The organism is uncultured Parabacteroides sp. (assembly GCF_947855115.1).
Lineage (GTDB): Bacteria > Bacteroidota > Bacteroidia > Bacteroidales > Tannerellaceae > Parabacteroides.
The window spans coordinates 1-13,914 of sequence record NZ_CANTZW010000019.1; the positions used below are offsets into that span (position 1 = coordinate 1).

General features: G+C 47.3%; 5 protein-coding genes. 1 reads left to right on the forward strand and 4 read right to left on the reverse strand.

Annotated features, from left to right (window positions below):
* Positions 1-496: 496 nt before the first annotated feature.
* Together Q0110_RS12060 and gpmI are read right to left on the reverse strand one after the other, a co-directional pair.
* Complete coding sequence (locus Q0110_RS12060) at positions 497-1,078, reverse strand: DUF3109 family protein (RefSeq protein WP_297906462.1); 582 nt, start codon at positions 1,076-1,078, stop codon at positions 497-499.
* 125 nt (positions 1,079-1,203) lie between these two features.
* On the reverse strand, positions 1,204-2,727 hold the full coding sequence (gene gpmI, locus Q0110_RS12065; protein WP_297906464.1) for a 2,3-bisphosphoglycerate-independent phosphoglycerate mutase: 1,524 nt from the start codon (positions 2,725-2,727) through the stop codon (positions 1,204-1,206).
* Between the two features lie 106 nt (positions 2,728-2,833).
* Between gpmI and Q0110_RS12070 the strand changes: the two genes are divergently transcribed.
* The gene (locus tag Q0110_RS12070) at positions 2,834-3,532 is read left to right on the forward strand and encodes a SprT family zinc-dependent metalloprotease (RefSeq protein WP_297906466.1); all 699 of its coding nucleotides are present in this window, start codon (positions 2,834-2,836) and stop codon (positions 3,530-3,532) included.
* A gap of 137 nt (positions 3,533-3,669) precedes the next feature.
* Here Q0110_RS12070 and Q0110_RS12075 read toward each other — a convergent pair whose 3' ends face one another.
* Together Q0110_RS12075 and sprA are read right to left on the reverse strand one after the other, a co-directional pair.
* Entirely contained in the window at positions 3,670-6,384 is a 2,715-nt protein-coding gene (locus Q0110_RS12075) for a TonB-dependent receptor (RefSeq protein ID WP_297906468.1), read from the reverse strand.
* A gap of 100 nt (positions 6,385-6,484) precedes the next feature.
* Positions 6,485-13,900, reverse strand: coding sequence for a cell surface protein SprA (sprA, locus tag Q0110_RS12080; protein WP_297906470.1), 7,416 nt, complete (start codon positions 13,898-13,900; stop codon positions 6,485-6,487).
* Between the last annotated feature and the right edge of the window lie 14 nt (positions 13,901-13,914).

The window sequence follows — 13,914 nt, forward strand, 5'->3', positions numbered from 1 at the left end:
CGATCGTTTATACTATTCATTTTTATATCCTATCCATTATACAAACTATTTAATGTACGCACGTACATTAATATAATCGCAAGAAACATATTTACAACAAAACATATTTTTTACACGCACACGGAAAATGCCATTTATGGCCCTCTCCCTCCTCACCTGATTGGAAACCCTACCGAAAACCAATACGAAGGAACACCGCTTATACCAGCTAAAGATCTATACACCATCAGTTTATACGACAAAAATACCCTTTAAAATCACAGATATAAGGCGATATTAGGGCCCTTAAAAAACACGTACGTCTTTTTGAGAAAACATGTACGTGTTTCCGGAAAAAGACGTACATGTTTTTTTTAAAGCATACACATGCCGGCCTTTCCCTTGAGGAAAAAGAGCGACTATAAAACAAAAAAAATCCCTTCAGCCCACCCCGTTGATAACTGTACGTTAAAAACAGGCGAAAGCCAAAGGGACTCATTTATGAACGATGTAGAAGCTACTCTTTATGCTGTTTCTTCCATTCCTCCGCGCATTCATCCAACGCTTTATACCAAGCCTTGCCAAACTTACGGATCAAAGGCTCTTTGAGGAACTTATAAACCGGCAATCGCTCTTTCTTGCCTAAGATCTCCGCCGCCTTGCATACGTTCCAGCGGTGGTAGTTCACGGCCTTGAAGTCGCGGTATTGAGTGACGCGAACCGGGTAGAGATGGCAAGAAACGGGCTTATAGAAATTTGTCTTGCCTTCCCGGTAGGCCTTTTCGATAGCGCATTTACACGTACCGTCCGCGTCATAACAAGTGAAAACGCAATCCTTACCGTCAACGATAGAAGTAACCGTATCTCCTTCCTCGTCGATATAAGCTACGCCCTGCTTATTAATGACCTCTTGGGCTTTCGGGGATAAATCATCCCAGATAATGGGCAATACTTTCTGTAGTTTAGCCAACTCGGAGTCTTCCAAGGGAGCGCCGGAATCTCCCTCTACGCAGCATTCTCCCTTGCATTTGGAAAGATCGCATAAAAAATAACGCTCGATTACATCAAGACTGACTAAGGTATCGTCTATCTGGATCATATAATGAATGATGAGTTTTGAATTATGAACTATGATTCATGAGAGAGGTGTAAAAATAAAAAGAATGAAGAAACTGTCCGGATATCCTCGCAATTTCCTCATTCCGCTAAAACGATATTATATCATTATTTAATCAAAGACTTACCTGTCATCTCCTTCGGTTGTTTCAAGCCTAAGATGTGAAGGATAGAAGGAGCCACATCAGCCAGGATACCGTCCTCTACTTTAGCGTCTTTGTTGGCTGTCACATAAACGAATGGGACAGGGTTCAAGGAGTGAGCCGTATTCGGAGTGCCATCCTCGTTCAAGGCGTGATCCGCGTTACCATGATCCGCGATGATGATCACCTCATAATCGTTGGCCTTAGCAGCCTCGACCGTATCACGCAAGCAAGCGTCGATCGTCACGACCGCTTTCTCGATCGCCTTGTAGATACCTGTATGGCCTACCATATCGCCGTTGGCGTAGTTGACTACGATGAAATCAAATTTTTTCGTATGGATAGCGTCAACCAATTTATCTTTCACCTCGAAAGCGCTCATCTCCGGCTTCAAGTCGTAAGTAGCCACTTTAGGGGAAGGAACCAAGATACGCTCCTCGTTATCGAACGGAGTCTCGCGGCCACCGTTGAAGAAGAAAGTCACGTGGGCGTACTTCTCGGTCTCGGCGATATGCAACTGGGTCTTACCTACGTTTGCCAGGAACTCGCCTAACGTATTGTTTACGTTCTCTTTATCGAATAAGATATGAACACCCTTGAAGCTAGCGTCGTACGGAGTCATACAGAAATACTGCAAGCCGGGGATCGTATGCATTCCGGCCTCCGGCATATCTTGCTGGGTCAATACGACAGTAAGCTCCTTCGCACGGTCGTTGCGGTAGTTGAAGAAGATCACGACATCGCCTTCCTCGATAACAGCTACCGGCTTACCGTTCTCCACGTGAACGATCGGCTTGATGAACTCGTCCGTCACGCCTTCGGCATACGACTCTTCCATGGCTTTTACCATACATTCGGCCGGTTTGCCCTTACCTTCCACCAACAAATCGTAAGCCTCTTTCACGCGTTCCCAACGTTTGTCGCGGTCCATAGCGTAATAACGCCCGATGATAGAGGCGATCTTACCGCCGGTAGTCTTCAGATGGTTCTCCAACGTCTCGATAAAGCCCTTGCCACTCTTCGGGTCTGTATCGCGACCGTCCATGAAGCAATGAACATAAGCCTTGCTGATTCCGTATTCCTTGGCGATATCCGTCAGTTTCAAGAGATGTTCCAAGGAGCTATGCACGCCACCGTCGGAAACCAAGCCCATGAAATGGATCTGCTTATTATTCTCTTTCGCGTAGCTATAAGCACGTTTGATCTCCGGGTTCTCCATGATCGTGTTCTGGCGGCAAGCGATATTGATCTTCACCAAGTCTTGGTAAACGATACGGCCAGCACCGATGTTCAAGTGACCCACCTCAGAGTTACCCATTTGTCCGTCAGGCAAACCAACGTTCTCGCCGGAAGCCTGTAGCTGTGAGTTCGGATAAGTTTTCAACAACTCGTCCCAATACGGAGTCGGAGTGCAGAAGATCACGTCATCTTTGCCTTTGTCGCCGATTCCCCAACCATCACAGATAATTAAAAGTGCTTTTTTGCTCATGATTGCTAATTATTATTATTGATTATGTTTTTAACCTTTACAATCGCGAAGATAATCAATTCCGTCGTATTATTGTTTCCCTCAATGTATTACTTTTGTGGCTGGAATGGAAAAGAACATACAAGACAAGGATTTGGGAGTCATTACGCTCCGTACCACTCCCCGGGCCACCCGATACACGCTCAAGATATCTAAAGGAAAGATAACCGCCACGATGCCGCCCGGGGGAGACGAGAGACGTATGATCGTTTTTATCATGGAGAACAAGGCCCGGCTCGCGAAAGCGCTCCAAAAGCATCCGGCCCGGCCTTTGCTCGACGAGAATTCGGAGTTACAGGCCACGACATTCCGCTTGCATATCTTTCGTACCGAACGAAGTAATTTTTATATGAGGCTGGAGGACGGGGTGCTACATATCGCTTGTCCGGACGAGACCCGCTTCGAGGAGGAGGAAGTGCAATCCTTACTGAAATCCATGCTGGAGAAGGCGCTCCGCCATGAGGCGAAACGGTTGTTGCCGGAACGTGTCACGCTATTGGCACGGCAACACGGATTTACGCTGACCGGGGTGAAAATCAATAACAGCAAGACGCATTGGGGCAGTTGTACGATGAAGAAAAGCATCAACCTCTCGTTATCATTGATGCTGCTTCCCTGGCATTTGGTGGATTACGTGCTATTGCATGAGCTTTGCCACACGATAGAGATGAACCATAGCGAAAAGTTCTGGAAACTGATGGATAAGGTGACGGACAATCAAGCGACCCGTTTACGAAATGAGTTGAAAAACTATCATATGCTGTGATATGAATTAAAAAAGCATTATTGGTTATAGTTGTAGAGACGGGGCGTGCCCCGTCTCCCACAGTCTGATAGTATTTTAAGTTACCATTTTGAGGGGATGAGACGGGGCACGCCCCGTCTCTACAACCAGGTAAATTGTCAGAAATCGGCACTGATTTGCAGGATGAAGGTCCGGGGGGCGCCGACATCCATCGGGCGGGTGCTATAACGTTTACCCAAGATATTGTTGACCAGTCCTTGTACATGGATATTTTTCGTCACCTTTACTCCGGCGCGCATATCCATGACGAAATATCCTTTATTAGTATCCTCCCAATAATCATGCAAGTTCCCGAATAACATCGAACGCATATAATCCATGAGATTCGGCTCCGCTTTCGTTCGCTCATCGACCATAAAATAATCGACCGCCAAAGTCTTGCTCCTCCAAGACATATTCGTTCCGATATTGAACCGCTTCCATTCCAAATCGAATACCCCCTTTACGGAATGTTTCTGGCGGTATTTCAAATACTTGCTGTCATTCGACTTCGAGCGCATCGCCATCAGATCATCATTCGCCTCTTCCTCCGCGTTCCGCGAATCCACGTCCATATCGATCGGGTTCGTATAAACATAGCCCAAAGTATATGCAAGGCGGGTATCGCGGTTGAACTCATACACGCCCGAGGTAGATAAGTCCACCCCATAAATCTCGGCCCGTCCCACGTTCGTGAACTGAGCGCCGATCCCCAAGCCATCGCCACTAGAGAGCGCGTTGAATAATTTCGAAAGCCCGTCGATATAATCGAATGTCTTATTGTTGAACAAGCCGAAACGGAACTCAATCATATCCTTATAGCGGGTATAAAAGCCGGCCACATCGATAAAACCTTTCAAACCACCCAACTTATACCCTTGCTTGAAACCAAGCTCGGCGTTATAGCCCTGCTCCGCTTTCAACTCAGAGTTAGGGAAAGCTCCCACACCCCCGATATCCTTCAAGATAAACTTCTCCGTAACGGATGGATAACGGTATCCCTGCCCGAAGGAAGCCCGGATAAAACTGTACTCGCCCAGCTCATAATTCAAGCCCCCGCGGAAGACAGGTTTCACCGGTATCTTCGCCCCGAGAATCTTCGTCTCCGCTTCCCGGTAGAAATCATCTACCCGGTAATACTCCAGACGAACACCTACCGAGACATTCAAACGATCGATGAACGTATGATCATATTGCAGGAAAGTGGCCACGTTATCGCTACTGTGCTGCCCCGTCACCTTCGAATCCGCGTGGATGCGCTCATAAGTACCTCCCACCGTAAGTCGCGAGTGATCGAACTCCTTGCTGAATTGGTAATCCAGATTGTAGGAATAAGTATGATCCGTAGCCTCCACGGCTTTTTGCCTCATCGGTTTCATGGCATCTACCATCCATGCCCCTAAATTATTCTTATCCGGCAGCGGAGTACGCCCCATGACCCAAGAGATCAAGTCCATATAATCAGCCGAGGTAGCTGTCGGGAAGAAATGATTTCCCAGTTTGCCCAATTCCCCCATCAGGCCGCAGACCTTCCCGTTCATCACTTCCGGCAGATACGGCAGGAAAGTAGGCAATAATCCGGTTTGCCAGTTCTGCGCCATATCGATAATCTCCGGAACGGATGAGATATCGAATCCCATATTATCCGCTATGTCCAAAAGGGATTTATCCGTAGTATGAGTGATGATACGACTTCCCCGCTGGAAGAAACGCCCCTTGAAACGATGGGTCGTCTTTTTTTCCGAATTCGTATAATTCAGGAAGGGGTCTATATAAAACGTATTCTCACGACGTCCCATATTCGCCAGCGGAGATTGTATATAAGGTTCCTCCGGAGAGCGCCAGATAAAGAAGCCGGTATAATCGTTATACAAATAATTCACGTTCATGCCATAACTCAGCCCCTGTACCCGAGGATCGTGATACGTCAAGTTCCCGCCGATCCGGACACGGCGGTTATAATTGTCTTGCCGATACCCATCGTCTAAAAATGTATTAGCGCCAACCGTCAGATCCAGATTATGGATCCTGCGGGAGTGAGAGAGGTCTAGGCCCCCATACAAAGGAGCGCCGTTCTGACGCGGCTTTCCGTATAATCCACCTTGTAGGTTTACCCGTGTCGCCGGATCCAATCCGGGACGTTTCGTTTTCACGTGAATCAAGCCATTCAAGGCCGAAGAACCGTATAACACGGAAGACGCTCCTTTCAGTACCTCTACCTGATCAACATTCTCCATCGGGATCATATTCCAGTTTATCTCACCGGACCCAGGGGTCAGCACCGACATCCCATCTACCAGAACCAAGCAACGGCTACCTACCCCATAAGTCCATCCCGTACCACCGCGCACGGATGGTTGCCGGTCCGTCACGTCTACGCCCGAGATGTTTTTCAGAACATCCGTTAAATCTTTCGGAGACTGGCGGGTGATATCTCTCGCCTTCAACAATTCCATGGAGACGGTAATATCGCTCAGCTTTTGCTCATAGCGCCCGACGCTCACGACAACCTCGTCCATCATGTTCGAGTTTGTCCGCAAGGATACATCATGTGTCAAGAATTCTCCCGGGTCTACTTTCACAGGAACACTTAACGTCTCATACCCCAGATAGCTAAAGGTCAAGATCGCGTCGCCGTCCGTTACTTTCAGCTCATAATAACCGTTTATATCAGACACGGTTCCCCTTGTTCCTCCTTTATCCTTATAAAAGACGTTCACGCCGGCCAAAGCCTCCTGGCTCTCCGCATCCTTAATATGCCCTTTCACGTCTTGACCGAAAGAAGCATTGGCTATCAAGAGAAGAAATAGTATCAATTTGTAAGTATTCTTCATATCTCAATTATATTTTGCACAAATATAAAGGTTTATTCCATACCGATAGACAGGCATTTAAAAACAGACCAAGAAGTCCTGTAAATAGACTATACTCTTCTTATTGCGCTAACGAGAACCGTAAACTAATGCCGTAGTTCGAGTTGGAGGTCGGGTAAGAAGAGGTAGACACGATCGGTTCATTGATCTGCAAATCATAGAACGCTCTCAATGTCAAGGCACGGCTCAACCCGTAATCAGCGGAGAACTGGATGGTCTTCGCTACATTCCCGCTGGTAGCTTGCGTCAACTGATCCTCAATCCTACGGATCAAAGACATCATCTTGCGGTAGGAGAAATCCAAGCGGATCGTAAGATCATTGCTGAAATCGCGTGTCTTCTTCATTTTCAACACCTTGTTAAACTCAGTCAATTTATATCCTACGCCAACCACGAATTCGTTGGAAAGCGCCTCCACCAATTGATAAGAGGATATGTTCAAACTTAAATTACGCGTCTTGCGTATCTCAAACTTACCTGTTACATTATTCAATAAGGTAGCGTCTACGCCAAACAACGGGCTGAATCCCTCCGTGATACTCACCGCCGCTATATCATAAGGGGAAGATGGCGTAGGATTACCGGTCTGGATATCGCGGATATATCCCAAACCATCCTGCCCGGCATCCACCCAATCCAAGAACGAGGAGAATGCCCCCACACTATAAGAACAGCGGTATTGATGGCTCAATATCATGCTCTTAAAATATTTACGGACAGCCGGGATACGGCCCAGGCCATCATACGTGATACGCCAGTTCGGAAGTAAGCTTTTTACCGAAGGGAATGGAGACAAACTTACTTTGTTCGGGTCTTTCCCCGTATAAGCGGCCAAGAACGCCGGTACTAATACCTCCATCGAGTTCAAGCTCACGTTGCCGGCCGAGGCGTCATACGGCTTACCGGCCAATGAGTGATCGGCCATAAAACCGGAAGTAGGATAATTAGTTCCCGCATAGGCATTCTCCAAACGCTGGGCGATCACATTACGGTGGGAGATAAACTTATCGAAAGCCTTCGACGAATAGCCGTTATTAGCGTTTCCGCTACCGCTGAAAGCGCTACCCAAGGCGATCGTTGTCATCGTAAAACTTCCTCCCATCTGTTCTGGCATACCGTCTTGCATATAATAGATATCGGTGCTGCGGGTATCCACCCGGTTCGCGTTCAAATCGATTTTCAAGCCGGTTATAGGTTCCAGGTTCGCACGGATCGTAAGATTCTTCGCGTTACTGATCATGGCGGGAGTCGTCATATTCTCATTCTTTATCAACCAGCCCCGCTCATCCGCCTCGTCGATAAAACTCCTTCTTACCGCTCCAAAAGCAAAACCAAGCCCCGGAGCCAAGGTACCCGTACGCCGCTGCCCGAACATATCGCCGACCTCCGGCGCGTAACCGCTCAACATCATACCATCTACCGACGAGTATTGTACGTTCACCCGGCGCAACATCATCAGGAAACGGCTACCGTATTCGGCCACTTTCGTCAGCGTTCCCTCCAATGGTTGAGGACCGGGCACGATTGTCAGTTTCAAATGCGCCGTATCTTTATTCAAGATCATCACTTGGGCATAATTGATCGGTTTATATTTGATCGAATAGACTTTTCCATCCGCCCCGCGCGCCGAGATGCGAACCTTTTTCGTAAACATCCCGTGCTGCACGATCGTACCGCTATCCGGGCTCAATTGGATCTCCTTCTCCAGTTTTACCTTTTTCTTCTTTTTCTCCGGCTGGCGGGCGTTTGTACGGGAAGAGGCCATGAATTTCTGGTTGATCTTTTTCAGGTATTTGTTCTTGTTGTACAACGCCTGTAGGTTGAAACTACCTTGCCAGTCAAATTGGCGCTGGTTCTTGATTATATTACCCTGTTCCAACTCTACACTAGCGACCTCGGCCCCGCGGTCCCAGTTGTACGTGGCATTATAAGTCAATGAGCTGTTCACCCAGTCTAGCGCAGGAATGAATTGCAACGGCATGTTCCAAGTGACATTAAACGTCTGGTCATATTTCAACGGAGTACCCAAATCACGGATACTTTGCTTCACCGAATCCTTCCATACCTGATAATCATCCGGGTTCAACTTCTTGTTTACCTGAACGTTCGGTTCCTCGATACGGGCGTTCGTACCCGAGGTAAAGGTCATACTCAAGTTATTCGTAAAGTCCCAACGCAAGCTGAAAGCACGGTCCCATAAGAAATTGTGGCTGAACGAGAGCAACTGGTTGCCACCACCGGTAGAACTAGTCAGGTCTCTCAGTTTTATCTCGTAGTAATTCCTCATCATCGCCGTCTGGAAACTAATATTCGACGGGACGTAATTCAATCCGAATTGCTTGATATATTTCGTATAGCCATTGTTCTTCTTCATCTTCTCGAATGGCCTGAACGGTCTCACGTAAGGCGTATAGCTATACGCGAAATTGCCTCGGTAGTCTTTGGTCGTCTCATATTCAGTCTCCGGGTTCTTCTTGCTGTTCTGGCTATAAGAATAACCGAACGAGAAGTTCGCAGGGTCGTACGGCATCGGGTTCTTGCTACGGATATCCACTTTCACGTTATTGACAGAGACACTCTTGATAACGGTTTGGTCCAAGGAATAATTCTTGATAGAGTCTTTCTCGGCCTGGGTATCCACCGCGTCTAACGCATCCGAGAGCTTGATATCCTCATTCAACGGATCATACTCGGGCGTTGTCGTCTCTTTCGAATAAGCGTAGTAGAAAGGTATGCTGACTTTGGCCTTCTCCGGGAACAATTTTCCCAACTCGATAGAGGTTGCCACGCTATATTGCGAATAATCATCCATCCGACGCTCGGCCAACGACTGATCCAACGCACCGAAACCGGCGGTTTCCATCCGTCCGCTCACGTTGACCGTACCCAAGTCCGACAAAGCGACATTCAGGTTCGCATTAGCCGCCCAACCGCCTTTCTCATCGAAATCCGTCATACGGAGCTCGTTCACCCAGACTTCACCGCTCTTGATATCGCTCGTATTATTACGCACACCGATCATGATTACCTTCACCTCTGCCAAGCTCGGGTTACCGATAATACTAATTTTATTACGGGTGTTGTCCGGATCGTTCTTCGAATAAACTTTTTGATAGCTTATATTTCCTTGTCCTTGCCGTTTCAAGCGGTTCCGCTCCAATTTCAGATCCGTTAAGATATCCAGGCTGAAGTCCAGCTTGTTCTGGTTTGGCCAAACCTTCTCTTGATCCGCACTATTGTTCGTATTGTAGAGGATCGTACTGTGAGGGGTCAGGCTCAGAGGAACCTCATACTCATAATAGTTATTTTTATAATCCGATCCCAAACGGATAAATACCGAGAGATCTCCATCGCCTAACGTCTGGTTCTCATCAATCGGGGCTTCCGCGTGAGCGAACATTTCCAACCGTTTGTATCGGCGAAGGTCATATGAGGTAGATTTATAAACCGCACGGGCATCTGCCGGAGACAGATCCGTAATCTTCAGAGACAACGCCTGCTCATTCTGTTGAAGCAACTGCGGCTGGCTGGAATCGAACATACGGCTAACTCCCGGAGGTAACACGTAATTGACCGGTTGACGTTGCCCGTTCTCCTCTATATTTACAGAAGATACAACTATTTGTCCATCAGACTTAGGTGGAATAAGCGGATTCGATAAATCCTGCGTATACGTACGCCAATCACCGCGAACCAACTCAAAAGAGCCGAAACGTAAGACCGTAGAATCACGGAAACCCGTCATATACATACGCATGAAACGGATCGTCTTGAAATCGCGAATAGCGCCTACCGTCTTGTCGTAATTCTTGATCGGGATCTTAAACAAATACCATTTCACCTTCTCCGACTTACCATTCATCAAAGTCACCTCCGGCGTACGCTCGTCAACGATGTTATTGACCCCGACCTGCAAATCCTCCGGACGGAGCGAGACTTTATACTCAAAGTATTTCTCCGTCTTGTTCAAGGTATTATCACCGTTTATATCCTCCACATCCGGGGTACTCTTGCCCGCCGTGGCATACCGCTGGTCTGATTCCCGCGAGTTTCCTTCCACGCCGTTATAGCGCTTATAACGCTCTAAGATGCTCTTCCCCGCCTCATCGTAATCATCGCCGCGGAAATAGTGGTAATTATCGCCGGCCGGATCATTGAACGGCGAGAAAGGATCGTCCATCATATCGGCCAAGGCCGTACCGGATAACTTGCTCCGTAACTTATCGAGGTATTCCGCATAAGTAGGAAACTGCAACTCCTCCTCCGTAGAAAGACCGTCCAAGCCGACATCTTGCAGCTCCCGGTTCTGGGCATCAAACGCATACCCCGTACTTTGCGTACGAGGCACCTTACCCCATACCGTGGTATCGACTTTCGACATATCGCCGTCTACCGGCATACCATTCTCGAAAAACTTCTTCTCATCTTTCAAGATATCCTCCGATATTTCCCCCAAGTTAAAATACAAATCACCACCTTCCGAGTTCTCACTGTATAAAAAGGGATCCAACATCCAGAACTCTATATACTCATAATTGGCAGATTCCAAATCACTCGGCTCGATCTTACGCATAATACCACCCCAACGTTTCTCAGGGTTCGCCAATCTGCCCTCCGGCGTTATATTATCCGCATCCAAGTTATAAGGGCCTCGCTGATCCGGATAGAAAGCTAAGTTCAACACCGGCAAGGTCGTGTTATCATTCGTTCCTAATTCCTTATTGGGGTAAATCTCCTTATAGCTAACTCCCCGGACATAATGATTCGACAAATCATCATTCGTAAGATGACGGGGGCGGGAAGACGAACTTTTACGAGTAAAAATACCATCCACCGTATACCAAGCCAATAAAGCCCTGTTTTTACCATAAGCGATATCATTTACTTTATCTGCCTCCGGGAATTTAGGGTTCGTGTCCTCATAAGGAGTACTCGCCAAGCTCCACGCATAGGGATTCAATAGATCCATGCCACTTTGGGTAGACTCAAAATCATCCAGATATGAGTAACCACCCGTATATTGGTTCTCATAATGCCCCGCTATTAAATGAGCGAACTCTGCATTGAACGAGATCTGGCTGGGTTTAGTCAATGTCAGCAACGGTAACTTATCGAACACGTTCGTCAGCCATTGGCTCTCTGCCTTGTAGGAGGTATTCAAACCCCATAAGGTATTCTTTATAGACTCATCCCCCAAAGTGGTTTTTACCGTAAGAGGCATCTCCGACATATGCATAACCGTGGCGCCGACCATGAAATCCTTGTTGAACTGATAATTCAAATCCAACCCGATCATCGTCTTCCGTTGCATATTAAAAGTAGACTGGTTCTCCAACGATACGCTGACAGGGGTTCCGCTAGATATGATACTCTCATTCAAGATCGTCACCCGGCCCAAGCTGTAGTCTACCGTATAATCCACATTCTCGGTCAGCGTAGCCCCTCCCGCTGTCACACGCACGGACCCCCGGGCTACGTTAGTGGCTCCTAAATCAATCTCCGAGCCCGACGAGGCTTTGTACTCACCGCTCAAAAGGAATTTATTTTTCTCGGCGATCTGGCGGGCAACGGTCAATGTAGAGTCATACAGTTCCTGGAACACATATTTGCTCGCATAAGCATTACCTATCTTTTCCCGCAATTTCGAGCCGAATGGTTGCACGCAAGGGAATATGATCTTTCCGGTCTCCGACTGTATCGTATAGCCATCAATGAAATCGAAGAAACCATCCGGATTCGGATTATCATAAGTGTCCAAGCGGTCCAGGCCTAATACCCGGATCAAAATCTGATTCGCGCAGTTACCTTCCGGAAGATAGTTGACATATGTGCCGGTAGAATCGCTTTGATACGTTACGTTCAACTTAAACTTTTCTTTCTGTACCGAGTAAGCGCCTAACGAATATACGTTCTTCATCATCAAGTCCCAAAACATCATATCCGGTGACATCGTGATACCTTTCAGCAATTTCACGAAAATACAGTCGCTCGTATTCTCCTTATTATCCGTAGAGAACTCGCCGACTTGATACGTCTTACCGTTATAGATAAAGCTAAAAGCGACACCTAATACCTCATCTGCCTGCAATTGGGTTTTCAACGAGATATATCCCAGCTTCTTATTCAGCGTATACTCAGAAGACTCCAGCAAACGGGCGCTCTCGATCTCTTGGAAATCCTTTCCACCTTCCATGACTCCTTTCAACGCATCGTTAACCATGCTGATCTTACGCGCATCCGTAAATTGGGTGGTCAAAGTCGTATACAAGTTATTAGCCGAGTTGTTCGGACGCCGGTCAGTTCCGGATGGCATCACCAATGCGGTATTGCTGATGTTGCGCGACTCGTTTTCTCCCAAATCCGTGAAAGCTACGATATTGCGGGACTGGTCGTAATTACCGCGCTTATTGGTAACCCAAACCTCTATCTTGGAGATCTCGATACCAGAGGTGACGGTAGGCAAAGACTCCATAAACTTGTCGTAGTTATCATAGAAATAATGGGCCAAGAAGAAATGGCGATTTTCATCATATTCATCCACCTTGATCTCAAAGGGCTTCGTTTGCACGCCACCTTTTGAGCTAACCGTCTTAGACTCGGATTCCTGCTGGGCGAACAAGGCGTTCACCCGCAGCTTGCCAAATTGCAAATCCGCTTTCATACCAAATAAAGCCGCCCCTCCGTTAATCAAGGAATTGCTGGTATTCATGCTCACGTTACCGGCCTCCAACGATTTGATGATCTCATCCTCTTCGCCCGTATACGCCAACTTCAGCTTCTTGGAATCGAAGTCAAAAGAGGTCTCGGTATTGTAATTCATCCCGAAATTCACCTTACTGCCCACCGAGGCCTGCACGTTCAACTGAACGCTCTCGTCAAAATTAAAGAAAGTACGTTTACGGGAACGCTCCGGAAGGGAAGGGTCATTATTCTTATTGGTCTTCAATCCCATCGTAATTTCCGCAGAGCCTTGTGTCTTTACACGTACTCCACCAGGGCCGAAGATACGTTCTGCCGCACCGATATTAAACTGCATATCGGTCAGGTTAAACTGCTTATTCGTAGCTTTCTGGTATTCTTCCTCATTCTTTTGGCGGAAATACGAACGAAGGGATTGTTGCATAGAGTAATCTTGGTATTCCGCAGGTGTTAAGCTCATCGGCGTACCGATCTCCATATCGCCCAATTTCGTGCGGACAATATAGGTATTCGTCCTCAAGTCATACTCAATCGTTGTCTTGACATTCTCCGGATCACGCAAATCGGCGGGCGATTGCCTTACGATATCTTGATATTCCTCCGGCGTGGTCTTAGCTACCGGATAACGGGGAGGAATCGTATCTTCCGGGGCCTCCAGCAATTCCAGTTCCGGCAAGGACGATGTATACGCAAGGTAATCAGCGTTCAGCGAATACAGGCCGACACCAAACAACAGTACAGCGATCCATATGGAATATTTCAATACTCGTTTTCTCATTTCCTCATTTAATT